Annotated in this window: 25 protein-coding genes; 12 read left to right on the forward strand and 13 right to left on the reverse strand. The window is 36.2% G+C overall.

What is annotated here, in order from left to right; translation table 11 throughout:
* Positions 1-32: 32 nt before the first annotated feature.
* Genes ACXY7N_RS02130 through ACXY7N_RS02140 form a run of 3 tightly spaced genes read left to right on the forward strand, consistent with a single transcriptional unit; the run spans position 33 to position 2633 of the window.
* The gene (locus ACXY7N_RS02130) at positions 33-1460 is read left to right on the forward strand and encodes a uroporphyrin-III C-methyltransferase (RefSeq protein ID WP_088084267.1); all 1428 of its coding nucleotides are present in this window, start codon (positions 33-35) and stop codon (positions 1458-1460) included.
* Positions 1457-2167, forward strand: a complete 711-nt coding sequence (locus tag ACXY7N_RS02135; protein WP_353811355.1) for a sirohydrochlorin chelatase — start codon at positions 1457-1459, stop codon at positions 2165-2167. The genes ACXY7N_RS02130 and ACXY7N_RS02135 overlap by 4 nt, the downstream gene beginning before the upstream one ends.
* Positions 2160-2633: a precorrin-2 dehydrogenase gene (locus ACXY7N_RS02140; RefSeq protein WP_016088117.1), complete on the forward strand. Its 474-nt coding sequence runs from the start codon at positions 2160-2162 to the stop codon at positions 2631-2633. The genes ACXY7N_RS02135 and ACXY7N_RS02140 overlap by 8 nt, the downstream gene beginning before the upstream one ends.
* 216 nt (positions 2634-2849) lie before the next feature.
* Here the strand turns inward: ACXY7N_RS02140 and ACXY7N_RS02145 are convergent, their stop codons facing one another.
* The 7 genes from ACXY7N_RS02145 to moaA form a co-directional block, all read right to left on the reverse strand.
* A complete protein-coding gene (locus ACXY7N_RS02145) occupies positions 2850-3047 on the reverse strand; it encodes a PspC domain-containing protein (RefSeq protein ID WP_116363096.1) in 198 nt (65 codons plus the stop codon).
* A 271-nt stretch (positions 3048-3318) separates the two neighbouring features.
* Positions 3319-4488, reverse strand: coding sequence for a nitrate transporter NarK (gene narK, locus ACXY7N_RS02150; RefSeq protein ID WP_088084268.1), 1170 nt, complete (start codon positions 4486-4488; stop codon positions 3319-3321).
* Between the two features lie 80 nt (positions 4489-4568).
* The gene (gene moaD, locus ACXY7N_RS02155) at positions 4569-4802 is read right to left on the reverse strand and encodes a molybdopterin converting factor subunit 1 (RefSeq protein ID WP_016088119.1); all 234 of its coding nucleotides are present in this window, start codon (positions 4800-4802) and stop codon (positions 4569-4571) included.
* Positions 4799-5269 carry a molybdopterin synthase catalytic subunit MoaE gene (moaE, locus tag ACXY7N_RS02160; protein WP_016088120.1) on the reverse strand — a complete coding sequence of 157 codons (471 nt, stop codon included), beginning with the start codon at positions 5267-5269 and terminating at the stop codon, positions 4799-4801. Before moaE ends, moaD begins: the two co-directional genes overlap by 4 nt.
* Before the next feature lie 44 nt (positions 5270-5313).
* Complete coding sequence (locus tag ACXY7N_RS02165) at positions 5314-6603, reverse strand: molybdopterin molybdotransferase MoeA (protein WP_016134285.1); 1290 nt, start codon at positions 6601-6603, stop codon at positions 5314-5316.
* Between the two features lie 42 nt (positions 6604-6645).
* Positions 6646-7659: a molybdopterin-synthase adenylyltransferase MoeB gene (locus tag ACXY7N_RS02170; protein WP_116363097.1), complete on the reverse strand. Its 1014-nt coding sequence runs from the start codon at positions 7657-7659 to the stop codon at positions 6646-6648.
* 17 nt (positions 7660-7676) lie between these two features.
* The gene (gene moaA / locus ACXY7N_RS02175) at positions 7677-8690 is read right to left on the reverse strand and encodes a GTP 3',8-cyclase MoaA (RefSeq protein ID WP_116363098.1); all 1014 of its coding nucleotides are present in this window, start codon (positions 8688-8690) and stop codon (positions 7677-7679) included.
* Between the two features lie 280 nt (positions 8691-8970).
* Between moaA and ACXY7N_RS02180 the strand changes: the two genes are divergently transcribed.
* Positions 8971-9663: a Crp/Fnr family transcriptional regulator gene (locus ACXY7N_RS02180; RefSeq protein ID WP_000185192.1), complete on the forward strand. Its 693-nt coding sequence runs from the start codon at positions 8971-8973 to the stop codon at positions 9661-9663.
* 335 nt (positions 9664-9998) lie between these two features.
* On the opposite strand, the gene ACXY7N_RS02185 is transcribed toward ACXY7N_RS02180, so the two are convergent.
* The 5 genes from ACXY7N_RS02185 to ACXY7N_RS02205 all read right to left on the reverse strand — a co-directional run bounded on the left by ACXY7N_RS02185 (position 9999) and on the right by ACXY7N_RS02205 (position 17608).
* On the reverse strand, positions 9999-10898 hold the full coding sequence (locus ACXY7N_RS02185; RefSeq protein ID WP_016134281.1) for a polysaccharide lyase family 20 protein: 900 nt from the start codon (positions 10896-10898) through the stop codon (positions 9999-10001).
* A 304-nt stretch (positions 10899-11202) separates the two neighbouring features.
* Positions 11203-11892, reverse strand: a complete 690-nt coding sequence (narI, locus tag ACXY7N_RS02190; protein WP_016088124.1) for a respiratory nitrate reductase subunit gamma — start codon at positions 11890-11892, stop codon at positions 11203-11205.
* 17 nt (positions 11893-11909) lie between these two features.
* Positions 11910-12440 (reverse strand): nitrate reductase molybdenum cofactor assembly chaperone, encoded by a 531-nt coding sequence (gene narJ, locus ACXY7N_RS02195; RefSeq protein ID WP_016088125.1) that lies wholly within the window; start codon positions 12438-12440, stop codon positions 11910-11912.
* Between the two features lie 19 nt (positions 12441-12459).
* A complete protein-coding gene (narH, locus tag ACXY7N_RS02200) occupies positions 12460-13935 on the reverse strand; it encodes a nitrate reductase subunit beta (protein WP_000692685.1) in 1476 nt (491 codons plus the stop codon).
* Positions 13925-17608, reverse strand: a complete 3684-nt coding sequence (locus ACXY7N_RS02205; protein ID WP_116363099.1) for a nitrate reductase subunit alpha — start codon at positions 17606-17608, stop codon at positions 13925-13927. Before ACXY7N_RS02205 ends, narH begins: the two co-directional genes overlap by 11 nt.
* A 476-nt stretch (positions 17609-18084) precedes the next feature.
* On the opposite strand from ACXY7N_RS02205, the gene ACXY7N_RS02210 reads away from it, so the two are divergent.
* The 5 genes from ACXY7N_RS02210 to ACXY7N_RS02230 all read left to right on the forward strand — a co-directional run bounded on the left by ACXY7N_RS02210 (position 18085) and on the right by ACXY7N_RS02230 (position 23844).
* Positions 18085-18585: a hypothetical protein gene (locus tag ACXY7N_RS02210; RefSeq protein ID WP_016088128.1), complete on the forward strand. Its 501-nt coding sequence runs from the start codon at positions 18085-18087 to the stop codon at positions 18583-18585.
* Between the two features lie 116 nt (positions 18586-18701).
* Positions 18702-19052, forward strand: a complete 351-nt coding sequence (locus tag ACXY7N_RS02215) for a hypothetical protein (RefSeq protein ID WP_098486543.1) — start codon at positions 18702-18704, stop codon at positions 19050-19052.
* 390 nt (positions 19053-19442) lie between these two features.
* A complete protein-coding gene (locus ACXY7N_RS02220) occupies positions 19443-20405 on the forward strand; it encodes an AAA family ATPase (RefSeq protein ID WP_001135794.1) in 963 nt (320 codons plus the stop codon).
* Positions 20405-21619, forward strand: coding sequence for a DUF58 domain-containing protein (locus tag ACXY7N_RS02225; protein WP_016088130.1), 1215 nt, complete (start codon positions 20405-20407; stop codon positions 21617-21619). The genes ACXY7N_RS02220 and ACXY7N_RS02225 overlap by 1 nt, the downstream gene beginning before the upstream one ends.
* Positions 21616-23844 carry a transglutaminase TgpA family protein gene (locus ACXY7N_RS02230; protein ID WP_016088131.1) on the forward strand — a complete coding sequence of 743 codons (2229 nt, stop codon included), beginning with the start codon at positions 21616-21618 and terminating at the stop codon, positions 23842-23844. The genes ACXY7N_RS02225 and ACXY7N_RS02230 overlap by 4 nt, the downstream gene beginning before the upstream one ends.
* Positions 23845-23926: 82 nt before the next feature.
* On the opposite strand, the gene bsaA is transcribed toward ACXY7N_RS02230, so the two are convergent.
* On the reverse strand, positions 23927-24409 hold the full coding sequence (gene bsaA, locus ACXY7N_RS02235) for a glutathione peroxidase (RefSeq protein WP_000219426.1): 483 nt from the start codon (positions 24407-24409) through the stop codon (positions 23927-23929).
* 224 nt (positions 24410-24633) lie between these two features.
* On the opposite strand from bsaA, the gene ACXY7N_RS02240 reads away from it, so the two are divergent.
* The 3 genes from ACXY7N_RS02240 to ACXY7N_RS02250 all read left to right on the forward strand — a co-directional run bounded on the left by ACXY7N_RS02240 (position 24634) and on the right by ACXY7N_RS02250 (position 26432).
* Positions 24634-24843: a DUF3925 family protein gene (locus ACXY7N_RS02240; RefSeq protein WP_002085972.1), complete on the forward strand. Its 210-nt coding sequence runs from the start codon at positions 24634-24636 to the stop codon at positions 24841-24843.
* A gap of 97 nt (positions 24844-24940) precedes the next feature.
* On the forward strand, positions 24941-25912 hold the full coding sequence (locus ACXY7N_RS02245; protein ID WP_016088132.1) for an MBL fold metallo-hydrolase: 972 nt from the start codon (positions 24941-24943) through the stop codon (positions 25910-25912).
* Positions 25913-25997: 85 nt separating this feature from the next.
* Positions 25998-26432, forward strand: coding sequence for a hypothetical protein (locus tag ACXY7N_RS02250; RefSeq protein ID WP_016088133.1), 435 nt, complete (start codon positions 25998-26000; stop codon positions 26430-26432).
* The last annotated feature ends 31 nt before the right edge of the window (positions 26433-26463 follow it).

Here is a 26463-nt window from a genome sequence, read left to right on the forward strand (position 1 = left end):
TCCTTTTAAATAAAAATAGAAGAGGTGCGAATATGAAGAACGGATATGTATATTTAGTTGGTGCAGGGCCAGGTGATGAAGGGCTTATTACAAAGAAAGCGATAGATTGCTTAAAGCGTGCAGATATCGTCTTATATGATCGCTTATTAAACCCTTTCTTTCTTAGTTATACAAAAGAAACTTGTGACCTTATTTATTGCGGAAAAATGCCAAAGAATCATACTATGCGACAAGAAATGATTAACGCCCACCTTCTTCAATTTGCGAAAGAAGGAAAAATCGTTGTCCGATTAAAGGGCGGAGATCCATCTATTTTTGGTCGTGTTGGTGAAGAAGCAGAAACTTTAGCAGCAGCGAACATTCCATATGAAATTGTACCAGGTATTACATCTAGCATCGCCGCTAGTAGCTATGCAGGCATCCCCCTCACCCACCGTAACTACAGTAATAGCGTCACTTTACTAACTGGGCATGCAAAAGGTCCTTTAACCGATCATGGAACATATAATGCATCCCACAATAGCGACACAATCGCCTACTACATGGGTATAAAAAACTTACCTACAATTTGCGAAAACTTACTACAAGCAGGAAAAAAAGACGATACGCCAGTAGCAGTCATTGAATGGGGTACAACTGGAAAGCAGCGCGTTGTCACAGGTACTCTAGCAACCATTGTTCATAACGTCAAAACCGAAAATATTTCTAACCCTTCCATGACGATTGTTGGTGATGTCGTTTCCTTGCGTAACCAAATCGCTTGGAAAGAACGTAAACCATTACATGGTAAAAAAGTTTTATTTGCATCTGCAACAAATAAAGAAAGCGCAATAAAGCAAATGTTACAAGAGTCCGGTGCAGAAATATATCAAATTCCAACTTTCAAAAAGAAAGAATACACATTAACCCCTGAACAAATCAATGAGATTTTTAGCGTTGACCGCCTTGTATTTTGTTCAACTGAAAGTGTAGAAATATTGATGAGATCATGTAGTAAGCACGATAAAGATATTCGTTCCTTACAGGCGAAACTGCAGTATATGAACGGTGCCACTCAAGAAAAACTGATGCAATATGGGCTACTAAGTACACAAGCAGAGTTCTCTTCCGATCCAACTGTTTATTTAGGACGAAATATTAACCGAATTGCTTTTATTCAAGAGAAAACTGGTGCTGGATCCTATATGATGACTCATGCGTATACTATTGATTATCGCTTCGATGAAGTTCATTCTCGTATACTTTCTGAATTCTCATGGGATAGCATTGTGTTTGAAGGGCGTGCCTCAATTGATACATTTTTATCAGAAATAAAACGACTTGGCTTTATTGATATTCTTACTCTTCCCTTCTCGTATACCGACGTTCCAACTTTACACTATGCGAATAAAGTCGGATTTCATCATGTAGATGAGCAATTACAAAACATCATTATGATGAAAGATTTGGTGCTACAATGAAAGGAATTGTATATGTTGGACACGGCAGTCGCCTGCAAGAAGGCAATGAACAATTTATTCGCTTTATTCAATCTGTTATGAAAGAACGTAAAGAAAGAATTCAAAAAATAGCTTTTCTAGAGCTAACAACACCTACCATTGAAGATGCAGTTACAGAAGCGATACTGGAGGGAGCAACTGAAATAATGGTTGTACCTGTTTTATTATTTGCAGCAGCTCATTATAAACGTGATATTCCTTTTGAGATAGAGCAACTACAAAAGAATTATCCACAAATAACATTTTCAGTTGTACCACCTTTTAGTACGCATCCACATATGGTGGCACTTGTAGTGAAAAGAATACGTGAAGCCATGCCAATACAAGGTAGTAGTATTTTACTCGTAGGACGAGGCAGTAGTGATTCACAGCCGATACATGAGTTACAACAAATCGGAGCAGCTGTCGAACGAAAACTCAGTATGCCAGTATCGTGCTCATTTTTAAGGAAAGGAACTCCCTCTTTTACTGCTGAGCTCAAGACTATAACATCGACTGCGTCCCATGTATATGTCATGCCGTACCTTCTCTTTACTGGATTATTGCTTCAAAAAATTAAGTTGCATACAAAAAAATACGATCACGTTACAACTTGCAATTGCCTTCAGTTTGATACATATATGAAATTAACATTACTAGAACGAATGGAGGAATGTGTGTATGTATAACATGTACCCTCTTATGTTTAATCTACATAATAAAGTGGTCGTTATCATTGGTGGAGGTAAAATTGCATATCGAAAAGCGTCTGGTTTAAAAGATACAGGAGCTTTTGTCACCATTATCAGCCCAGAAATTTGCGAGGAAATGAAAGAACTTCCTTATATTACTTGGAAGCAAAAAACTTTTAGTAATGATGATATTAAAGATGCGCACCTTATTTATGCAGCTACAAATCAACATGCTGTAAATATGATGGTCAAACAGGCCGCCCACGATTTTCAATGGGTTAACGTTGTAAGTGATGGTACAAAATCATCGTTTCACACACCGGGTGTCATTCAATATGATGAATATGTTGTAACGATTTCAACTTCAGGTAAAGATCCATCGTTTACGAAGCGTATGAAGCAGGAACTAACATCTATATTTCCTAAACTTATAAAAAAGCTTTCTCGTACACATAAATCGTAATCTACCTATTATCTAACTATAAATTTACTTTGGACAAATGTTTTTTAGAGGCGTTTGTTCTTTTTATTATTAAACAAATAATTGACACTCCTACTTCTATGAACCACGTCAGTGGAAGTCCTTTTCTAAAACCCTAGACGTGTAAGAGGCGGAGTGCCTTTATCTACTAGTACCTTCAAAGTTCCCAATAGTGGAATTAAATTTAAGTTCATACATTTATCTCTTAATATCTTTATCTGTAGGCAAAACAATTGCAGCTATTATATAAAGTAACACTGTAAATCCGCTAGAAAAAAAGGCTGATAATACAGTTACTATACGAAGGATACTAACATCAATTCCATACTTATCACTTAAACCACCTAATACACCTGATACTTGTTTATCTTGAGTGGACTTATATAATTTTTTCATCTAAACACCCCGATTCAATTAAATATTTGTATGTTAAAAATTAGTTCGATCTTTGGAAGAAATTTAAACTTTCTTTAACTAACCTGCCCTTTAATTGAATAACACCTGACATCTATATTTTAACATAAAATCCCATAAGCCTTCTTTTTTTCATTTTAAAACCACATTATTTTAGAAAACAAGCGTTTGTTGAGATATCAATAAAAAACATGTTGAAGCCTATTACTAAAAGAACCATCCCAAAATACTTTGGGACGGTTCTTTTTCCTGATTAATGATTCTTTAACATCACTAACAGTTTCTCTTGGCTATACATCCATACTGTAATGATTAAACAAGCAAGTGCTACTTCTGATAATGCCATAAATCCAATTGCATAATGGCCTGTTAGTTGGAATAGTAAAGTTAAAATTAATGGTGGGAAGAATCCTCCTAGTCCGCCTAAAGCTGAAACGAGTCCATTTACAATACCAGCTTGTTCAGAGAAGTACATTGGAACGAGTTTGAAGATTGTACCATTACCAATCCCTGCACAAAATGCGACTAGTAGGCAGCCAAATGTATACACATTCATACTTGGCATAAATGATAAGATAATACCTGAAAGTGTTAAACCGATAAACACGAAGATTAATATTTTAAATGGATTAAACTTATCCCCAAGCCAACCGCCAATCGGACGCATAATTGTTGCTAATACAATGAATCCGGCTGTCCGCATACCTGCATCTACTTTCTCTAATCCGAAGTGGGATACTAAAAAGTTTGGTAAATATACTGTAAATGCGACAAATGATCCGAAAGTTAAAAAGTAAAAGATACATAAAAACCAAAGTTTTTCATTTTTATATACACCTTTTATTTGTTCCATTAATGGTGTATTCACCTTTTTCTCTTTACGATCGCCTAATAAAAAGTTCATAAGTGCAAACGCTGCAAGTAAAACTAAATAACACTGTACTGTCGTTCTCCAGCCAACTGAAGTTGCGATAACTGGTGCTAAGAACGAAGTAATTGCTGTTCCAGCGTTACCGACACCGTAAATACCATTTACAAAACCGTGACTCTCTTTCGGAAAGTATTTCGGTAAAGAAGTTACCCCTACAGAGAATACAGCTCCACCAATTCCTACAAATAAGCCACCAATAATTAAATCCATCATTGAATTGGCAACACTAATATAAAAGACAGGAAATAATAATAGAATAAAACTAATAAAGAATAATTTCCTTGCTCCGAAACGATTTGTCCAATAACCAATTGGAATGCGAAGAACAGACCCTAAAATAACTGGTACTGCTGTTACCATAGAAATTTGTCCCGCAGTTAATGGAATATCCGTTTTAATATAAGGCATTAATGATGATAAAATGACCCATACCATAAAACCGATAACTAGATTAGAAGTTTGTAAGCTTAATTGAAAATTAGGACTTTTCATCCTGTTCCCTCCTATGTATGCATAGTTATATTCATTCCCTCCAGCCTAATCACGTCCTAACATGATTAGGCTGAAAAGAATCAACCACCACTTACTGGCGGAATCATCGCTACAATATCGCCAGTTTGAATGATGTCATCCTCATTTGCATACTCTTCATTTATAGCGACCATTATCTCACCTGAAATCGCTACGTTGTATTTCTTAATGAGGACTTCCTTTAGTTCAGCAACCGTAATATTTTCACAATCTATGTGTAATGCTGGCTTACTTACTTCTTCTTGCAAATGTGCAAATAATAGTACTTCAATCATATTCTCATCTCCTTTCCAGGCTCACTATTTGCATATGCTACCTTCTCTAACTGATCACCTATCCAAGACTCACCATCTTCCCAAAACTCTTTCTTCCAAATTGGAACAATTTGTTTTATACGTTCCATAATATATTCATTCGCCTCATAGGCTGCTTTCCGGTGTGGTGTAGAAACAGCGACGACAACAGCCAAATCAGAAATTTGTAATGTACCAATGCGATGTGTAATCGTCACATATGTCCCAGGCCATTTCTCCCCTACTTCGGTACCAATTCTCTCAAGCTGTTTCTCCGCCATTGTCTTATAAGCTACATACTCTAAATACAGCGTACGACGCCCTTTCGTAAATTCTCTGACAGTACCAATAAAAGTAGTAACCGCACCACACTCACGACGAATTACTTTGTTTGTAACTTCTTCAATTGAAATAGGTGTATCAATTACTTCATAATACGTATGTGTCATCTTGCACCTCTTATCTTCGTATAAGTTAGCAATCTATTTTTCTATTATTTGTATGATCGAAGTGGTTCTTCCCACGGCCACTCACTTCCGACGTTTGATTCTAATAAAAGTACCGAAACAGTTATTCCTGCTTCAAATCCTCTCGTCCCTCCCGGCAGAACGATAAATGTATTCGCTTCTGCAAGTGAAGAAATTGCGCTAGATTTATCTAAACCAACTGGTGTAACTTGTAATTGACCATCTACAATCTCTACTCTCCCTCTTACAAAACGAGTAAATGGATTTGCTTTCGGAAAGTCTTTCTGTAAAATTGCTTCTGCACGATATACGTGCGGATTTTTCCTATGCAAGTATGTTCCAATGACTGGTCGAACATATAATTCACATCCGACATAACAAGCTGAAGGATTACCAGATAGACCAAATAATAGTTTTCCTTCTAACTCAGCTACAGTTGTCACACTTCCTGGTCGCATTGCTATTTTATTGAAAAGTACATTAGCTTGTAATCTCTCATAAATAGCAGGTAAATAGTCATAGTCTCCTACTGAAACACCACCAGTTGTAATTAAAATATCGACTTCTTTTATCGCTTTTTTTACAGTGTTATAACACGTCTCAAAATCGTCAGCGAATTGTCCATAATACTGTACAACTCCGCCCGCTCGTTCAATTTGTGCAGCTATCATATAGGAGTTACTATTTCGAATCTTCCCTAGCTTTAATTGTTCATGTACTTCAAGCAGTTCGCTTCCTGTCGTTACAATTCCAATAACCGGCTGTTTTACAACGTGTACGGTACTATAACCAAATGTAGCAAGAAGAGCTACTACTCCAGGATTAATAACAGTCCCTTTTTTCACAAGGATGGCATTTTCCTTTACATCTTCTCCTTTAAAAGAAATGTTATCACCAGAAGAGAAAGAGCGTTTTAATACCATATAAGTCTTTTCGTTTTCTTCAAATCCTTCCGTAAGCTCTAACATAACAACAGCATTACACCCAGCTGGAATTGCCGCTCCTGTCATAATACGGACAGCTTGAAATGGTTTCACTTCTTCTGTAAAAACAAAGCCGGCTCCAATTTCACCAATCACTTCAAACTGAACAGGGTTACTGCTACTTGCTTCTTTTGTATCTTCTGCTCGAATCGCAAATCCATCGTACGGAGAGCGATCAAAATGGGGAACATCATGATCTGCAATAATATCTTCTCCAAGCGTTCTACCGTAGCTTTCTATAAGAGAAACCTTTTCTATTTCACCTTGATGAGCATATTCCATTACACGTGCAACTGCTTCTGCCACTGGAATTGGTATACGTTTTTCTAACATTCTTTTTCACCTCGTTTTAATAAGGAGCAACTCTCTTTCTGTTCATCCTATATATTTTGCATATAATCGTTTTGCTATTTTCACATCATTTGTCCCATGAATAAATGCCCTACCGTCTGTAAATAAAACAAAACGATATTCATCAACAAGAAACGATAATAAATATGGTGTTTTTTTGACATCCAAATTTTTTTGTAAGCGCTTTTGTATTTCTTCTAAATTAAGAGTTCCCTCTATTCCTGGACGTATTTGAACGGTATTCCGTCCGCATAACACTTCCGTTTTCATCTGTGCTTCAAATGTTAAACTTGGATACGTTCGTGATTCCCCGCAAGATGGACATGTACTTTTTCTCTGTCTATTTACTTTTAATGAGAGATATTGATTGTTCCAAATATCAAATGATAACATTGTTCCTCGCAGCGCCTCAAAATCATCCACCAATATTTTTATCGCCTCTGTTACTTGGTGAGCAACAACCATCTGTACAGCTGGCTGAATAATTCCGGCTGTATCGCATGTTGCACCGCCCATAGGATGATCCATCAGACAGCGAAAACATGGTGTTTTCCCAGGAAAAATTGTATACGTTACACCGTAACTTCCAATGCAGCCACCATATATCCAAGTTATATTTTCTTTTTGTGAAATGTCATTTATAAGTAGGCGCGTATCGAAATTGTCAGTCGCATCTATTATAAGATCCACTCCTTTTGTTAACTCTTCTATTTCTTGCATTGTGACATCCGTTACAACTGGTATAATTTTCACTTCAGAATTAATCTTTCTTACATGTTCTGCTGCTGCAATTGCTTTTGGTTTAGACTGCTGTGCATCTTCTTCTCTATATAACTGTTGCCGCTGTAAATTACTCCATTCCACATAGTCACGATCGACAATTGTCAATTTCCCAATTCCCATCCTAACGAGCGCTTCTGCATTCGCAGCCCCTAGTGCACCCGCACCGATTAAGAGCACATGTTTTTCTCTTATTTTTCTTTGTCCCTTTTCACCAATTCCAGAAAACAATACTTGCCTTGAATATCGCTCTTGCATAGGGAATCCTCCTTTCGTTATCCACCAATGTAAGACATTTCAACTTTTGGACGTTTATTTGTACTTTCAGCAGTTCTTTCATCTGAATATCGATCTGTTCTAAACTCCCATGTATGTTGGAGAATTTTTAGTAGTGAGGCATCAGAAATGTTTTCTCGAAGAAGCGTTCGCAAATCCGTTCCTTCCGTTCCAAATAGGCACGTAAAAAACTTACCATCTGCCGAAATACGAGCTCGCGTACAAGAAGAACAAAATGACTCAGATACTGAAGTAATAAATCCAACTTCGGCATCACTCCCTATATATCGATACAATTTCGCAACTTCTCCAAAATAATTAGGCTTAACGGGCTCTATCGGATATACACGATTAATCGTCTCTATTAATTGTTCCTTCGTAATGACTTGTTCAAAGTTCCATCCGTTCGTACTGCCTACATCCATAAACTCAATGAAACGTAACTGTATTTCTTGTTCTTTAAAATACTGAGCCATAGGAAGAATTTGACTATCATTCATTCCTTTTTTTACGACCATATTTACTTTTACTTCTAATCCAGCAGCCTTTGCTGCTTCAATTCCTTTCAGTACAGGTTTTGTACTTACGTTTCTTCCGTTAATTTTTTTGAAGAAGTGGTCCTCTATCGCATCTAAACTAATATTTACACGTTTTAATCCCGCGTCTTTTAGCGCCTTAGCTTGTTTTGCTAAATGAATTCCGTTTGTTGTGAGTCCAATTTCTTTTAGGCCTTCTAGCTTTGCAAGCCTTGCAATTAACTTCGGTAAGTCTTTACGCAATAAAGGTTCACCGCCAGTAAGCCTTATTTTGTGGGCTCCCATACTTATAAACAATCTTACTAATCTTTCTATTTCATCGAACGTTAATAAAAACTCTTCCTGTAAAAAAGCGTAATCAGGTCCGAACACTTTAGCAGGCATACAATATGTGCACCTAAAATTACAACGATCAATAACTGAAATACGTAAATCTTGAAGTGGCCGTTCTAAAGAATCTTTCATTTTCTCGTGCATCTATATCCCTTCTTTTCTGCTCAAATCCTTAGTAAGCTTTCGATTTTTTTATTTGCCTTCATTATAAAAAAGAAGCGACATATTCAATGTGACTTTTCTCACATTACTTTCCCCATTCAAAAATTCTTCACAAATCTGTTCGAATTTTGTTCACATCTCCATCCCCTTACTCCTTACGGTCATTGAAATTTTACATTATTTTTAAAATAGCTCTTGCATTTTCAGCATATTTACACTCAAAATAGGAAATGTATTGCTTATAAGAAGAAAGGTGATTGCTGTGACAAACAGTATGACATTATCTCAAGATTTAAAGGAATTACTTGCATCTGTTGAATATAAAATGCAGATTAAAAAAGGAAGTTTTATTTTTCAAGAAGGTATGGACGCGACAGAACTCTATATCGTCCACTCAGGAAAAGTACAAATTAGTAAACTAAGTGCTGACGGGCAAGAATTAACACTTCGGATTTGTTCGGAATATGACATTATCGGAGAATTAACATTGTTCACGGACAATGCGAAGTATTTATTAAATTCAAAATGCCTTGAAGATGTTGAAGTAGGCGTTATAAAGCGTGAAGCGTTAGAAAAAGCATTACTCCAAAAGCCCGCACTTGTATTTGAATTTATGAAATGGATTAGTGAACATTTAAGAAGAATGCAAACGAAGTTTCGAGATTTAGTATTACACGGCAAAAAAGGTGCCCTATATTCTACTCTCATACGAATGACAAATAGTTATGGTGTTTTAAAAGAAAATGGAATTCTCATCGATTTACCATTAACGAATCAAGAACTTGCTAATTTCTGTGCAACTTCGCGTGAAAGTGTAAATCGAATGTTAAATGATTTGAAAAAAAAGGGTACAATTTCTATTCATAAAGGAAAGATTACAATTCATGATTTACAATTTTTAAAATGTGAAATTGCTTGTGAAGATTGCTCCGCTTCTGTTTGTAGTATTGATTAGCATCTTATTTAGATGCTAATCTTTTTTCATATTACGCTACTTGTTAATTTTCACGTATACGTTTCTCTCCCTATCACCATCAAGCTAAGTAAAGGAAATGCCCCAAAACGAAAAACAAACCGTTTCCTGTCAAAAACACACGAATTTTCAGCCTGGGGGTGTTATAAACTTCTTAAGTTGATGGGTATAGCATAGCGTCAGAAAAATGCAGATTTACAACGTTAAGGAATTTCCAGTATTAAAAAGCCTAATTTCTTCGTTATATAGATCTCATTTAAACAACTTTATATGAATATAAAATATTGTTAAAATCGTAAATTTTCTGCATCACTCACTTATTCCAGATGTGTTTTTTCCTTTCTTGAAGGCATGAATTTAGTTACCATGTCCTGATAGGTTGCCTGTTCGTTTCCGATTTTGACATCAGTAATAAAAATCTTTCGTTCTTTTACAGGACCAGGTTTCGTTTGGCCGTACTTCGGTTTCCACTGTGGGTGGTAAATCCCTGTCTTTAAGTAAGGTGTACGCGCTCGTGTAGCATAGGCATTAGGACCTTGCACTTCCCATACAATTTTTCCATCTTTCCATATTTGTAACAATCCGTTATTCCCTGATGACCACTTTGCATGGATTATCCAAGAAGACCAGATTCCTTTTTGCACAACTTCATCCAATGTCTTAAAATCGCGTTGTATATTCGTAGTAGGACCAAATGCGCGTTGTATACTCCATCTATCGCCTTTCACTGCGATAGCCAATTCCGGAAAATCCCTATTCACTCGCTCACTGCCGAGTACAGCGTGCCATTGCATGACGATATCGGCCCCACTGTCAGTGTCAAACATCCAATCCTGCGGGATATAAATCTGTGCCGTATACCAACGTTCGTGAAACCCTTCTTCGTATGGCTGTGCAATTTCTGAACGGAACTGTCCTTGTGAATGCGCAACAACGAACTGAACTGCTTTGTGATTACTCATCATGTGGGGCGCATCTACTACACGTACACGTTGTGTGATCGTATTATTATCTAGGTTGACGCGGTCTTCCGGGTTAATAGCTATTTTCCATTTTTGTAGTCCAGATTGAAAGCTGTCTTTGAACATGATAGCATCGTTTGTTTCCTTAAACTTCTTTTCATTTTTGGAGATTTCTGATTGAGCCATTGTCTCTCTTTGATTAGTTAATACCATACTGACTACAAACAAGACACATATACTAAGAATTTTTTTCATTTTTCATCACATTCCACTTCATAATGTAGTGTATACTTCGCATCCGATTTGTTCTGGTCCTTTAACGGAATAAGGAACAAATATATTTTCCCCTCCGAAAGCTTTTTATATAATAAGGTACTAAATAAACTTGATTTACAGTCATACCTCCTTCTTTGTAATACACATTTTTTTCTGACTAGTGGTATTTTATTAAATTCTTAAGTTTATGGGCATGGTTTATCTCCCCTATATAAAAAACGAGGCCTTCCATATTAGACCTCGTTTCGTTATAGCAATTAGCTCCTATCCGTTTACAGCAGTATTATTTTTTCAATTCATTAGGGATACGTCTTCTGTAAATTACATAACTACGGCTTAAGTATTTAATTGGGGCACTAAATACATGTACCAGTCTTGTAAATGGCCATACTGCGAAAAGCCCTAAGCCTGCCAGAATATGAATTTTAAACCATACAGGTACTTCCGTCATATATTCAACTTTCGGTTGGAAAATAAAGAGACTTCGGAACCAAGGACCTATCGTTGTACGATAATCAAATCCTTTTGAGTCGATGTTTAAAAATGTTGAAGAAAGCCCTGCCATCATAACGATAAGTAATAAAATAAGCGCAATATAATCTCCCTTTGTACTCGTTGCAATGATGCGTTTTACCGTTACACGGCGGTATGTTAATATAATTAAACCGATGATAGAAGCAACACCTGCCGGAAGCCCGAAACTAATTGCTACTACATGATACATATGCTCAGAAATACCTATTGAACGATATACAGCTTCTGGAATTAAAATCCCCATAACATGACCGCCAATTACGAACATGATCCCAAAGTGGAATAATATACTTCCGATTCGGAGCATTTTCTTTTCTAATAGTTCACTAGATTTTGATGTCCATCCAAATTGATCATAGTTGTATCTGAAAATATGTCCACCGATAAAGATTGCAAAAATGATATAGGGAAACAATACCCATAGAAATTGATCCATCATTTTGACAACTCTCCTTTCTAATTTGTCTGTACACCCCATGTATCGATAGCGAGTAGAACAGCCGCAAGAATTGGTTCATACATACTATCTGCTTCTTTTAACTGAACGTGTAATGCTTGTATGTTCCCCTTGTATTTACTCATAATTGGTTCACTGTCTTGCTCATTTGCATTTGCAAAAAACTCGAGTAATAGTGGTAAATAATCAGGGAGTTCTTTATCTGTTACTTCAAAACCAGATTTTTTATAATGTTGTTTTAACTCTAGTAATTCAATACCTCTTTCTCTTTGTTCACCAGTGTTCATATAAGTAAGATACATATTTGTTTTCTTACCAAAATCGAATGTATATACGTAACTATCAATGAGTTGATCATTCGTTTTATCTAGCACCTGTTTTACAAATGCTGTAAGTGATGCTTTAACGTCTTCCTGTTCAATTGCTGCAATCTCTTCTTGTAATTCAGTTACATCTTCTCTCCACCCTAGTTCCGGGTAGGAGAGAAGGAATGAAGAACAGGAAAAAGCAGTTTGTAAACTTTGTTTCATATTTTTCCGCCTCCTTTATTTAAGAAATTGTCATACAAGAGCCTGGGCCACCTGCGAATGATAAACCACAGCTTCCTTGTTCGTTATATAAATCTGCAACTTGTTCGCGGTGAGACGTTGGGATGACGAAGCGATCTTTATATTTTGCGATAGCAAGAAGACGATACATATCTTCTACATCCTGTTTCGTTAAACCAAGTTCTTTTAATACAGCTTCATTTGGTTCTTTATTAATTTGCAGTGCTCTCATATGCGTTCGCATGACAGCCATTTTTTTTAATGTAAGACGAATGTGTGATTCATCTCCTGCAGTGAGTAAGTTCGCTAAATATTGAATTGGAATACGCATATTATCGATAGCAGGGAAAATCTCTTCTGCTTGCCAGTTACTACCTTTCCCCTCCACCATATTCATAATTGGGCTAAGCGGTGGTATATACCAAACCATTGGCATTGTACGATACTCTGGATGAAGAGGTAGAGCAATTTTCCAATCGATAATCATTTTATAAATTGGCGACTGTTGTGCTGCTTTAATCCATTCTTCAGGAATGCCTTGTTTTTTCGCTTCAGCTGCTACTTCTGGATCATTTGGATCTAGGAAAACAGTAAGCTGAGATTCATATAAATCTTTTTCATTTTCAACAGAAGCCGCTTCTTTTACTTTGTCAGCGTCATATAGCATTACCCCAATATATCGAATACGTCCTACACATGTTTCTGAACAGATTGTTGGCATACCAGCTTCAATACGTGGGAAACACATTGTACATTTTTCAGCTTTATTCGTTTGCCAGTTAAAGTACACTTTTTTATATGGACAAGATGATACGCAGAATCTCCATGCACGACATGCGTTTTGATCTACAAGAACAATCCCATCTTCTTCACGTTTATACATCGCACCAGATGGACAAGATGATACGCAAGATGGATTCATACAGTGTTCGCATATGCGTGGTAAATACATCATAAAGACATTTTCAAAATCTGTTTTAATTTCTTCTTCCATTTTCTTTACGTTCGGATCTTGCAATCCTGTTATATGTCCACCAGCTAAATCATCTTCCCAGTTTGGACCCCATTCAATTTTGTCGATAAATTCGCCTGTAATTGCTGATTTCGGACGTGCAACTGGCTGATGCTTACGCTGCGGACTATTGGTTAACGTTTCATAATCATAGTTCCAAGGTTCAAAGTAATCATCGATTGTTGGTTGATCTGGATTGTGGAAAATATTCATAAGGCGTTTCATTTTCGAACCGGATTTCAGCTGAATTTCACCATTTTTTAATTCCCAGCCGCCTTTATATTTCTCTTGATCTTCCCATTGCTTCGGATAACCAATACCAGGTTTCGTTTCTACGTTATTGAAGTACATATATTCAGCACCTGGACGGTTCGTCCAGGTGTTTTTGCATGTTACGCTACAAGTATGGCAGCCGATGCATTTATCTAGGTTCATTACCATTCCGACTTGTGCTTTAATCTTCAAGCCAATCTACCTCCTTCAATTTGCGAATTACAACGTTTAAGTCGCGCTGATTCCCAGTCGGACCATAATAGTTAAATCCATAACTTAATTGACCATATCCACCAATCATATGTGTCGGTTTCACGTGAATTCGAGTTGGACTATTATGCGTTCCCCCGCGGTTACTTGTTAATTTCGTACCAGGTACGTTAATGTGGCGATCTTGTGCATGATGCATAAATGCCATTCCTCTCGGTATACGGTGCGTTACAACAGCACGCGCTACAACAACACCGTTACGGTTAAAGCACTCAATCCAATCATTATCTGCTACGCCAGCTTCTGCAGCGTCCTCTTTATTCATCCAAACAGTTGGACCACCTCTAAACAGCGTTAACATCGGTAATGAATCGAAGTACATACTATGAATCGACCACTTATTATGCGGCGTTAAATAGTTTAATGTAATTTCTTTCCCTTCTACTTCAGGTCGTGATTTACGGAACGGTTTATGTTGCAGAATTGGTTTAAATGTTGCCATCGTTTCACCAAATTCTTTCATCATGTCATGATCTAAGTAGAAAGATTGTCGACCAGTTATCGTTCTCCAAGGAATAAGACGTTCCACATTTGTTGTAAATGGTGAATAACGTCGTCCACCTTTTTCAGAACCTGTGAAGGCTGGAGAAGTGATTACTGTTTTCGGTTGTGCTGTAATTTGTTCAAAAGTGAAGCATTCTTCTTCACGTTCTTCTGCTAAATCACGTAGTTTTAAATCGGTTTGTTTTTCAAGTGCTTCCCATGCTTTTACTGCCATATGACCGTTTGTTGTAGAAGAAAGCGTTAATACCGCTTCAGCAGCATTGATTGCTTCTTTTATGTCTGGGCAACCTTTCGCAATAGAATCTGTTTGAACAACTCCTAATCGACTCTTTAGTTGCTCATATTCTTTTTCTGCAGACCAAGAAATCCCTTTTGTACCAATCGGTTGTTTCCCTGCATTCGGTCCTAGCGCAGTCATTTTGTCATAAATCGTTTTATAATCCCTTTCGACAACATGAATTTGTGGCATTGTTTTACCTGGTATTGGTTCACACTCACCTTTGCTCCAGTCTTTAATCTTGCCGAGTGGTTGCGCTAGTTCTTGCGGTGTATCGTGAAGAAGTGGTGTTGCAACAACTTCTTTCATTGGTTCAAGATCGATTTTCTTCGCTAAATCAGACACAGCTTTAGAAAGAGAAGTGAAAATATCCCAGTCAGAACGTGCTTCCCATGGTGAACCGATTGCCGGATTAAACGGATGTACAAATGGATGCATATCTGTACTGCTTAAATCGTGTTTTTCATACCAAGTTGAAGCTGGTAAGACGATATCAGAATAAAGTGCTGTTCCAGCCATGCGGAAATCTAAATTAATGAGTAAATCAAGCTTCCCTTCTGGTGCGTCCTCATGCCACTTAATTTCTTCTGGTCGTAGCGAATCACTATCGTCATTCATCAATCCGTTTGTTGTACCTAATAAATGTTTTAAGAAATATTCGTGTCCTTTACCAGAACTTGAAATTAAGTTTGCACGCCATACGAATAAATTACGCGGGAAGTTGTTTTTGTTATCTGGATCTTCAATCGCAAATTTTAGTTCTTTTTCTTTTAATTTTTGTGCAACGTATTTACCGATTTCTTCTTGCGTTGTTGCACCAGCAGCAACAGCTTCTTTATATAATTCAATTCCATTTTTCTCGAATGTCGGATACGAAGGTAACCAGCCCAGTCGTGCTGCTAATACGTTGTAATCACCGTGATGTTGATAACGTGAGTTACCTTCAATTGGTGATGCTAAATGGCCAACAGGTGTATCTTCATAACGCCATTGGTCTGTTACGAAATAGAAGAAAGATGTACCGTTTTGTAATTTCGGTGGCCCTTGCCAATCTTTTGCCATTGCAATTGTTTGCCATCCTTCTGCTGGTCGCAATTTTTCTTGCCCAACATAGTGCGCCCAACCACCGCCGTTTACACCTTGCGCTCCGACGAGAAGAACAAGATTTAAAACTGCGCGATAAATCGTATCAGAATTAAACCAATGGTTAATACCAGCTCCCATAATAATCATCGAGCGGCCATTCGTATCAACAGCATTTTGTGCGAACTCACGAGCGATTTGAATAATAAGCTCTCGTTTCACTCCTGTCATTTTCTCTTGCCATGCAGGCGTAAACGGTACATCATCATTGAAATCTTTCGGCTCTTGTCCGCCAAGCCCTCGATTCACGCCGTAATTTGCTAATGTTAAGTCATATACAGTTGTAACGAACACTTCGCCTTCTTCTGTCATAACCTTTTTCACTGGAATTGTACGTTCTAATATTGCATTTCCATCATCAGAAAAGTACGGAATTTGCACCGTTTCAACAGCATCTTCCATTCCAAATAAAGAAAGACGTGGATCAATCTTTTCACCTGTTTCTTCATCTTCTAAACGTAAGTTCCATTTCTTTTCATTATCCCAACGTGACCCCATTGTGCCATGAGGTGTTGCAAAATCATTCGTATTTTCGTTCCAAAGAACAGGTTTCCATTCTCCTAACTTTGTTTCGCGTCCAATATCAGAAGCATTTAAGAAACGATCAGCAACGAATTGATCTCCTTTTTGTTTCAATGTGACAAAGAAAGGAAAATCAGTATATTGCTTCGCATACTTTGTGAAGTATTCCACTTGATTATCTACGTAAAATTCTTGTAAGATCACATGCCCCATTGCCATCGCAAGTGCACCGTCTGTACCTTGTTTCACACTAATCCAATCATCCGCAAACTTTGTTGACTCAGCGAAATCAGGACTTACTGAAACTACTTTCGTTCCTTTATATCGAACCTCCGCTAAAAAGTGTGCATCTGGTGTTCTTGTCATCGGTACATTTGAACCCCATGTCATAATGTAGCCAGAGTTATACCAGTCACTACTTTCTGGTACATCTGTTTGATCACCCCAAATTTGCGGAGAAGCTGGTGGTAAATCAGCATACCAATCATAGAAGCTAAGCATCGGCCCGCCCATAAGTTGCATAAAGCGGCTACCTGCAGCATGACTTAACATCGACATAGCTGGAATTGGTGAGAAACCAACATTTCGGTCTGGACCGTATTTTATTACTGTATAAAGTAAAGAAGCTGAAACGAGTTGTAATACTTCATCCCAATTCGCACGAACGAATCCCCCTTTACCACGTGCCTGCTTATACTTGCGTGCTTTTTCAGGGTTTTCCACAATGCTTTTCCAAGCATCTAATGGTGACTCATTATTTTGTAATTCCTCTTGCCACATACTCCAAAGAACACCACGTACATACGGATATTTCACACGAAGTGGACTATAAATGTACCAAGAAAAACTCGCTCCACGTGGACATCCTCGTGGTTCAAAGTCAGGCATATCTGGACCTGTTGTTGGATAGTTAAGCTCCTGCCCTTCCCAAGTTACAATTCCATCTTTCACATAAATGTTCCAACTACATGAACCAGTACAGTTCACGCCATGTGTAGAACGAATTACTTTATCATGCTGCCAACGCTTTCTGTACACATTCTCCCATTCTCGATCTTCATATGTTTCTTGTGTATGATTATCGTTATAACGATCTATTGGTGAAAAATATTTTAAACGTCTCATTAGTGCTGAAGGTTTCTTCTTCATACTGTTCACTCCTTTAATACGTCTCTCTTACATACCCTTACTATAAGAGAGGTTGTAAAATACAGATGTGACATTTCGCACAGTTCAAGAGATTGTCAAAAATTCCGAAAAAAATATAAAAAAGTGAATATCTAATCATTGTGGAGGGATCACATCCTTCACTGACTGTTAAATTACTTCCTTGCTTCTAGAAAAGTTTAAGATGAAGTACTGATAATAATGAGCGTGCAAAAAATTTCTTACATAATAGAGGAAGTAATTTGGGAGTAGTTAAATTTGATATGCCTAAATCGTTAGATGGGTTTATAAATAAAAATACAATACTTTAATTCCACCCTACCAAGGGCAACTATCCTGAAAATAGTTGAAAAAAAACGCCAGGGAATCCATATGAATTGTCAGCAAGTTGAATTGAATGAATAGAAAAATACACCCAGAATGGCAGGATTATAAGATAATAATAAAAGGAGGATATTATGATATTAGAACCGCTTTATGCAGAAAACATTATAGTAGCCGTTATATATAAAAATGAGTTTAGATGGTATGTAACAGATAAAGAACTATGGTTTTTAGATTATGATAAATTAGATCATGCATATAAAAATTTAGGTGTAAGCATTGAAGATAATGGGGAAACGGAAGAAAGAAATGGAATACAAGTATTAAATAATGAAAATGTAGAAGTATTTTTACTAAGGATTAATCAATATAAAACAACTAAAGAGGAAATAAATTATTTACTACTTGAAAATATTAAAAGGAAAAATGCAGGAGAAGATCTATTAGATTTTAGTCCAGTCTTATTAATTAACTTTGATAATAAAATACTATATTCAATGTTTCCAGAACCGGCATCATACGAAAACTATGTACCAAAAGATTGGATTGGTACATATGAAGATTTCACTGAATTCATACCTACATCAGAGAAATATTGGATAGATAAGTTTAATAATAATCTACTTTTACTATAATTCAAGTAGGACAAGAGTGATGATAGTATAAGAACTTCTTACCTTAATAGAGCTTATAAGATTAATGGAGAAGTAAATAGAGTCCCTAAATCCAGAAATAAAGGAGTAAAATAGTCATGAAATATCCATATAGTTTTGAAGTACTTAACAGTAGACATTTAGTTATGAGACTTCCTCAAGAAATTAAACTTGTTGAAACTTTTTTAGGAATTGAAGTTTCAGCTTTTGGAGATTGGATTTTAAAAGAAATACAAAGTGTTTTAAACGGAGAAAAAAATTATGTAGTAGTAAATGGCAACATTTGCGGTTTAGAAATTCGGAACGATACAACTACTGTGTTAGACAATTTAGCCGAAGATGGTAAAGGCGAATATTGTGAAATTGAAACAATGGACTTGGTAGAATTAATTCATATTTGGTTAGATAAACAAAAAGAATATAAGAAAGATAAAAATAAAGGATTGTAATAATTTACATAGCTGGCCTCTTAATGAAGTCGGCTTTATTTATTACTCATATAAATTTTAATCACAAGGCGTATGATATAGGCTTCCAACTTTACGCGTAGGGTTCCCTATGCTATTTATTTTGCTCATCGAAGTCACTCTTTCCTTCCCCTCCTCTATGTTTTACCGATAATACTAGTTTATATCAAGACATATTGCACATAAAACTACAAATCATTATTTACCATATTGCCCTAAGTTACGGAAACAATTATACTAGATATAATCGAGATAAATAATCTGAATATTCTCAGAATTAGAGATAAGATTTTTACTTCCCGCAAATAGAGGCGTAAATTCTATTTTCTACTAAATAGATTAGAAAACGTTAATAAAATGAGGAGGGTTACGATGCCCCAGCTTGATTCATTACATCCTATTGTAGAAAAAATAATAAACAATATTGAAAAATTAATGGTCGGAAAACGAAAAGAAACGATCTTATCCTTGACAGCTCTCTTAGCTGAAGGTCATGTACTATTAGAAGATGTTCCTGGTGTCGGGAAAACAATGTTAGTACGTGCTCTTTCTAAATCCATTGATGCTGATTACAAGCGAATTCAATTCACACCTGATTTACTGCCGTCAGATGTAACAGGTGTTTCTATTTACAATCCAAAAGAGCTCCAATTTGAGTTCAAGCCTGGACCAATCATGGGGAATTTTATACTTGCTGATGAAATTAATCGTACATCTCCCAAAACACAATCTGCCTTACTTGAAAGTATGGAAGAAGGCAATATTACAATAGATGGCATGACAAGACCGTTACCAAAACCGTTCTTTGTAATGGCTACACAAAATCCGGTCGAATATGAGGGAACATACCCTTTACCAGAAGCCCAGCTCGATCGATTCTTATTGAAACTAAAAATGGGATATCCTACACCAGAAGAAGAATTTGAAATTTTAAACCGGATGGAAAAAACAAATCCACTCTCCCATCTACAAGCTATTACTACAATAAAAGAGTTACTTTATTTACAACAAAGCGTACGAGAAGTAAGCATGGACAAAGCAATCAAGCATTACATTGTAAAGCTTGTTAGTCAGACTCGTTCTTATAGTTCTATACAGCTAGGTGCAAGTCCACGTGGCTCAATTGCTTTAATGAAAGCTTCACAAGCTTATGCATTCATCCATGGTAGAAATTATGTTATTCCAGACGATGTTAAATTTTTAGCTCCTTACGTGTTAGCTCACAGACTCATTCTAAAAATGGAAGCAAAATTTGAAGGAGTAACAGGGGAACAAGTTATTTCAAAAATCGTTGCACGAACTGCCGTGCCGACTCAAAGGACGATGAACCTTTGATGAAACGCATGCTACGAGCACTATATCATGTTACTAAGTTATCACTCATTCCTTTATGCCTAGTCTTAACCTTTGTATACGCTATGCTTCAAGGAGGATTTGTTAGTTGGTTTTTGTTTTACAGTACGATTCCTATTGGCCTTTATTCACTATTACTCCCTTTCTATGCTTTACGGAACGCCGAAGTAAAACGAATAACAAACCAAGGCGAATATGTAGCAGGAGTACCATTTGTAAGCACCATTACAATAAAAAGAAAATTTCCTTTTCCCTTACTCTATTTAATTATAGAAGATGAACTGCCATCACAATTTACAAATTGTAGACAAACGAAGGCGAATAAGGTCATACTCTTTCCAGGATTCAAACGAAATATTTCGTTTCAATATGCTATTGACACAATCCCTCGAGGAGAACACACATTTTCAAGCGTACGTGTCAAAACTGGCGATCTATTCGGTATGATAAAGAAAGATGTAACTTTTTCAGTTCCAGATACATTTTTAGTCTATCCCCAGTATGTAGATATAACGTATCGACAATTGGAAAATCATTTCGAACAAGGAGCGCTTTCAGCAAATATAAATTTAGCAAAAGACTCTACAATTTCTGTCGGTGTCAGAGAATATAAACCTGGCGACCGCTTTTCATGGATTGATTGGAAAGCAACTGCACGAACAAACAATATTATGACGAAAGAGTTTGAACAACAACGTAGCCACAATATCATGATATTTATGGACAGAACCGAGTCTCCTCTATTCGAATCAGTCGTAACGTTTACTGCCTCTATTGTGAGGGCTGTCTTGAAGCAAAATTCATCAGCCTCATTCGTGTCTGTCGGAAAAGAACGTACTTTTTTTCCTTTAGACAATGGAGATAGCCAGTTGCAGCAAATCTTTTGTCATTTAGCGAAAGTACAAGCTGACAGTGTATTCCCGCTCTCCCAGAGTGTAGAAATCGAATTAAGAAAAATTTTTGAGCCCGTAACGATTATACTCGTGACAAGCGATCTTTCTCCCGATATTCAAAAGGCAGCTGACTATGCTGCTATAAAAAATAGGAAATTAATGGTGTTTGTCGTGAAAGAAAAAGCGAATCAACTCTCACATCGAGAACTAAGTATTCTAGAAAATCTACAAAAACGAAAAATATTTGTAAATGCAGTTTATGAAAACCGGTATACAAACGTGTTTTTTGAGGTGAGCAAATGATAACATTACGGACAAAAAAACAATGGGATATGAGCAGATTCTTCATACATGTATGTGCATTTCTACTTTTACTAGAATGGCTAAGACCCCTTATAGGTATTACAAACGTAGGTAGATTAGATATTTTTATAATATTTATAGGAATTTGCTTCACACTCTCTTTTTTTCAAACAAGTTGGCAGATTCCAATAAAGATCGTCACGATTTTATTCATCATTCATTTCCTATATTATAAAAATGCTTTTATCAATCCATCTTGGCTAACAAAATTTTTTACTGATATTTCTCGAAATTCCTCCCTGTTATTTCAAGGGAATTTACTAGATATTTCTCCAGTTTTTCCAACACTTTTATTTTTTTTATCATTTTGGTTTTTGAGTGCTTTTATCTCTTTTTGGATGATTCATAAAAAACGTGGGTTGTTATTTCTTATATTGACTATTATTTATATCACAATTTTTCACGACTTACATTTATACAATGCAAACTACGCTATTATTCGTACTGTTGTCATCGGTTTTTTTATGCTTAGTCATCTCCACATAGAACGAATAAAAGAGATGGAACACTTACAAAATTATGCTAGAGAAATCTCAAAATTACTTAGACCACTTACACTATTTATTGTATTTTCAGTAACCATCGCATACTTTGCTCCAAAATTTGGACCTCAATGGCCAAACCCAATGGATTTTTTAAAACTCAACACATCCGAAGCAAGTACAAAACAAGAAGTTTCTAAAATTGGGTATGGTTTAGATGACTCGCGATTAGGCGGTCCTTTTAAGGCGGATCCTACAATTGTTTTCACAGCACAAACGCAAAACAAACAATATTGGAGAGTCGAAACGAAAGATTTTTATACCGGAAAAGGCTGGGAAGTTTCTGAAAATCAAAAAAAGGTTTCTTTTAAAAATAAAAACGACGTCGTGAGCTGGTACGAACAAAATACAAAAACGGAGGCAACCGAGGCAACAATCACCATGCAAAAAAGTTATCCTCACCTTACCTATCCAGCAGGATTAGTATCAGTTGAGGCTTCTTCTGATGTATCATACAGCGTTGACCCATTTTCAGAAAAAATCTATACGATGCACGGAGACTCTTCTACTACTTTAAATTCATATAAAGTAACATATGAGGTCCCGGAGTTTTCCATAGAAAATTTGAAAGCTGTAAAAGCAAATGAAGGTCATGAAACAAGTCCTTATTTTATGACAAAGTACACCCAACTTCCCAAATCATTACCGCAACGAATAAAAGACTTAGCTGTTAATCTAACAAATGATAAAGACAACCGATATGATAAAGTATTAGCTATTGAAAATTACTTCACCGACCATTCTTTTGTATATGAAACAACGAATGTTTCATTCCCTACTAAAAACCAAGATTATGTAGATCAATTCCTTTTCGATACAAAAAGCGGCTACTGTAATAATTTTTCGACGTCTATGATTGTATTACTTCGTTCTGCCGGGATTCCCGCTCGCTGGGTAAAAGGTTATACAGAAGGAACTCTTGATAATACACTTGCCTCTGCAGAAGGTGAAGATGTTTATAAAATCGCGAACGATAACGCACACTCTTGGGTCGAAGTATATTTTCCAGGATATGGATGGATTCCGTTCGAACCAACAAAAGGATTTACCAATCCCTATAATTTTACAAATAATACTCCTGCTCCTACTTTACAAAATAGCGAAGAAACTAATTCTCAAAATGCGCAAATGCACCAAAGAAATAATGAAGCAAAGCTCAAAAGTTTAATAGAAGATACAGAGGAAGCTTCTACTAAAAAGATTACAAATGCTAAAAATAGATTTTCTTGGTGGTACGTATTCCTCTCTTCGATGCTAATTAGTATTATAGGATACATTCTCTTCGCTACTAGAATGAAATGGATTACATTTTTTATCATTCTTTTCTATAAATACCGAAAAGATGATGCTGTTTATAGCAAAGCTTACGGTGCACTTTTAAAACAATTTGCGCGAATCGGTATACCACGAGGTGAAAGTCAAACATTCCGCGAATATGCACTCCACATCGATACGCTTTACAACTCAGCCGATATGCAACAACTTACTTTCAGTTATGAGAACGCTATGTATCAAAAGGGACAGGCTGCAGTAGAATGGAAAAAATCCGCACACTTATGGGAAGTGCTTATGAAAAAAGCAGCTTCTCCGCCCAAATCAAATGACTTCCATTCAGCGATTTAATCTTGATAATGTGAGTTAAAGGAAAAAGCCTCAAAGAACTACCTTGTTCTTTGAGGCTTTTTTAATAAAGTGAAACTTCTAGTTATTCCCCAAGTACCTTCTCAATCTCAACCTCTAAATCCACCGGCTTCGTCTGCGGCGCAAAACGCCCTACTACTTTCCCGTCTTTTCCAATTAAAAACTTAGTAAAATTCCATTTCACTGCTTTCATACCGAGTAAACCTGGTGCTTGTTCTGTCATGTATGTATACAGAGGATGAGCCTTGTCACCTTTTACATCAACCTTTGCAAACATCGGGAAATTTACACCGTAGTTTAACTCACAAAAACTAGTAATATCTGCTTCTGTGCCTGGTTCTTGTCCTCCGAATTGGTTACAAGGAAAACCGAGTATTTCTAGTCCTTGGTCTTTATATTTATCATATACTTCTTGTAACCCTTTATATTGCGGTGTAAAACCACACTTGCTAGCTACATTTACAATAAGAAGTGCTTTTCCTTCGTAATCTTTTAACGATTTATCTTCTCCTGTTATCGTTTTAGCTGAAAAATCATAAACTGTCATTGTCCTTACCCCTCTCTTCACTATCATTCTATGTTTATACTATACTACATTCATGAATATACAGCTCTTATTACGTACTTACAGGCTGAAATGATAGCGCTTTATTTTCGTTCGAAAATTCGACACAAACTACTAGACTTTTATGTTGGAAAGTTTTACAATTTAATTGTGAACAAAATGTGACAGTTTATATTCCATTATAAAAGAAAAGGATGGTGTTCATTATGAAAACTGCACAACATGAAACGATTTCAAATCGCGAGTTTTATTTCGTACTATATATGATGTTATTGTATGTGATTGGCTGGGTAATCGATGTAAATGGTTTATTTTTAAGCTCCTACTTTAATTTAGCAGGAGAGATTATGCTTCCATTAGTTGGTGGCATTGTTGGGTTGTTCGTTATGTCTATCAATAAAGAACAAACGAAATAAATACATTACAAAAAGGCAGAAGACGAAACTTTCGTTTTCTGCCTTTTTGTATTTTTAGCGTATAATAGTTACATACCGTATATAAGGAGTGGTAAAGATGAAAAAAGTAGAGCAATTATCTTCGCACCTATATCTTATTGATGATTTTGATTTACAACATACTGAACGTACAGGTACGTATGTTTTATTAGGTGACGATATTACTTTAGTTGAAACTTGTGCAGCCCCTTCTCTTCCATATATTTTAGATGGCTTACAACAATTACATATTGATTTAAACGATGTTAAAAACATTATCGTTACACATGTTCATTTAGATCACGCCGGGGCTGCTGGTTTAATGATGGAAAAATGCCCAAATGCTACTTTATATGTGCATTCTCGCGGCGCTCGTCATATGATTGATCCAACAAAACTCATTTTAGGCGCAAAAGCTGTATACAAAGAAGATTTCGATAAACTATTTGATCCAATTCTTCCTATAGAAGAAGAACGTGTTCATATTGTACAAAATGGTGATACTTTAAAAATTTCAGAAGACCGTATCCTGACATTTTATGATACACCGGGACATGCTAAGCACCATATTAGCATTCACGATTCATTAACAAATGGCATTTTTACTGGCGATACAATAGGAATTTACTATAGAGAACTCGCAGACCTTGGTGTAGAACTATATCTACCATCAACGTCCCCTTCACAATTCCAACCAGATGCGATGATTGCTTCTAAAAATCACATTCAAAGTATGAATGTAGATACTATTTATTTCGGCCATTACGGTGCATCATCCAATGTTACAGAAGTATATAACCAACTGGAACATTGGTTACCTATTTTCGTCCATACTGGTAAAGAGGTCTTTGAACAGTATAATGATTTCGATGAAGCGACTAAAGCTTTACAAACTATATTAATGGATAAGATCTCTTCTCACCTTACAAAGGTAAACGTTCCATCAGATCATTCCGTTTATAACATTTTACATCTAGATATAGAAATTAGCGCTATGGGCATTATTGATTATTTCACGAAGCAAGAAAAAGCAAACTCCACTATTAAATAACCGTAAAAGAAGAGATATACAACAGTAGTTATTGTATATCTCTTCTTTTTTTGAATATATTTTGAGTAAAGGATGGTGGAATGTAATGCAAAAAGTGATGCTATATCTCTGCTTCACCTTATTTATCGTCTTATTATTATTTGTCGGAGTGAAAATTCAATTTTATTTAGATACAGACGCGCAGGTGAACTTTAAATTTTATCCAAGGTTATTCTACTATACACTCTTCCCTCTTATAGTTGGCATTTTATTACGATTCCTTCAGTCCATTAATCGCGAAACAAATAAACAAAACTGGCGCTTTCAACCGGATAAATTTATCGCTATTACTGTGCCTACGCTATTCATTTCCTTTTCTCCAGCCCTACTCTTTTCACCAGTTGGTGAATACCTACCTTATTTAAATAATATTATTCTTGTGAATACGACTTTCGTTACCATTATTAGTTTAATAGCTGGTTACTCACTTTTAGATTGTTTGATACAAAAAGACAAGGAGAATAGTAAGGAATATAACTAAGTAATTTCCCACTTTCACTTTATTAAGCAAA

Source organism: Bacillus sp. 5w2, from assembly GCF_054353775.1.

Bases quoted from the DNA above. Each gene is read 5' to 3' on its own strand.
- narJ (WP_016088125.1), bottom strand. From the start codon at position 12,440: ATGAAACAAAGTTTACAAACTGCTTTTTCCTGTTCTTCATTCCTTCTC.
- ACXY7N_RS02205 (WP_116363099.1), bottom strand. From the start codon at position 17,608: ATGAAGAAGAAACCTTCAGCACTAATGAGACGTTTAAAATATTTTTCA.
- ACXY7N_RS02185 (WP_016134281.1), bottom strand. From the start codon at position 10,898: ATGAAAAAAATTCTTAGTATATGTGTCTTGTTTGTAGTCAGTATGGTA.
- ACXY7N_RS02230 (WP_016088131.1), top strand. From the start codon at position 21,616: ATGATAACATTACGGACAAAAAAACAATGGGATATGAGCAGATTCTTC.
- moaE (WP_016088120.1), bottom strand. From the start codon at position 5,269: ATGACACATACGTATTATGAAGTAATTGATACACCTATTTCAATTGAA.
- ACXY7N_RS02210 (WP_016088128.1), top strand. From the start codon at position 18,085: ATGATATTAGAACCGCTTTATGCAGAAAACATTATAGTAGCCGTTATA.
- bsaA (WP_000219426.1), bottom strand. From the start codon at position 24,409: ATGACAGTTTATGATTTTTCAGCTAAAACGATAACAGGAGAAGATAAA.
- ACXY7N_RS02215 (WP_098486543.1), top strand. From the start codon at position 18,702: ATGAAATATCCATATAGTTTTGAAGTACTTAACAGTAGACATTTAGTT.
- ACXY7N_RS02140 (WP_016088117.1), top strand. From the start codon at position 2,160: ATGTATAACATGTACCCTCTTATGTTTAATCTACATAATAAAGTGGTC.
- ACXY7N_RS02225 (WP_016088130.1), top strand. From the start codon at position 20,405: ATGAAACGCATGCTACGAGCACTATATCATGTTACTAAGTTATCACTC.
- ACXY7N_RS02165 (WP_016134285.1), bottom strand. From the start codon at position 6,603: ATGTTAGAAAAACGTATACCAATTCCAGTGGCAGAAGCAGTTGCACGT.
- narI (WP_016088124.1), bottom strand. From the start codon at position 11,892: ATGATGGATCAATTTCTATGGGTATTGTTTCCCTATATCATTTTTGCA.
- ACXY7N_RS02250 (WP_016088133.1), top strand. From the start codon at position 25,998: ATGCAAAAAGTGATGCTATATCTCTGCTTCACCTTATTTATCGTCTTA.
- ACXY7N_RS02170 (WP_116363097.1), bottom strand. From the start codon at position 7,659: ATGCAAGAGCGATATTCAAGGCAAGTATTGTTTTCTGGAATTGGTGAA.
- moaA (WP_116363098.1), bottom strand. From the start codon at position 8,690: ATGCACGAGAAAATGAAAGATTCTTTAGAACGGCCACTTCAAGATTTA.
- ACXY7N_RS02145 (WP_116363096.1), bottom strand. From the start codon at position 3,047: ATGAAAAAATTATATAAGTCCACTCAAGATAAACAAGTATCAGGTGTA.
- narK (WP_088084268.1), bottom strand. From the start codon at position 4,488: ATGAAAAGTCCTAATTTTCAATTAAGCTTACAAACTTCTAATCTAGTT.
- ACXY7N_RS02135 (WP_353811355.1), top strand. From the start codon at position 1,457: ATGAAAGGAATTGTATATGTTGGACACGGCAGTCGCCTGCAAGAAGGC.
- ACXY7N_RS02245 (WP_016088132.1), top strand. From the start codon at position 24,941: ATGAAAAAAGTAGAGCAATTATCTTCGCACCTATATCTTATTGATGAT.
- ACXY7N_RS02240 (WP_002085972.1), top strand. From the start codon at position 24,634: ATGAAAACTGCACAACATGAAACGATTTCAAATCGCGAGTTTTATTTC.
- ACXY7N_RS02220 (WP_001135794.1), top strand. From the start codon at position 19,443: ATGCCCCAGCTTGATTCATTACATCCTATTGTAGAAAAAATAATAAAC.
- moaD (WP_016088119.1), bottom strand. From the start codon at position 4,802: ATGATTGAAGTACTATTATTTGCACATTTGCAAGAAGAAGTAAGTAAG.
- ACXY7N_RS02130 (WP_088084267.1), top strand. From the start codon at position 33: ATGAAGAACGGATATGTATATTTAGTTGGTGCAGGGCCAGGTGATGAA.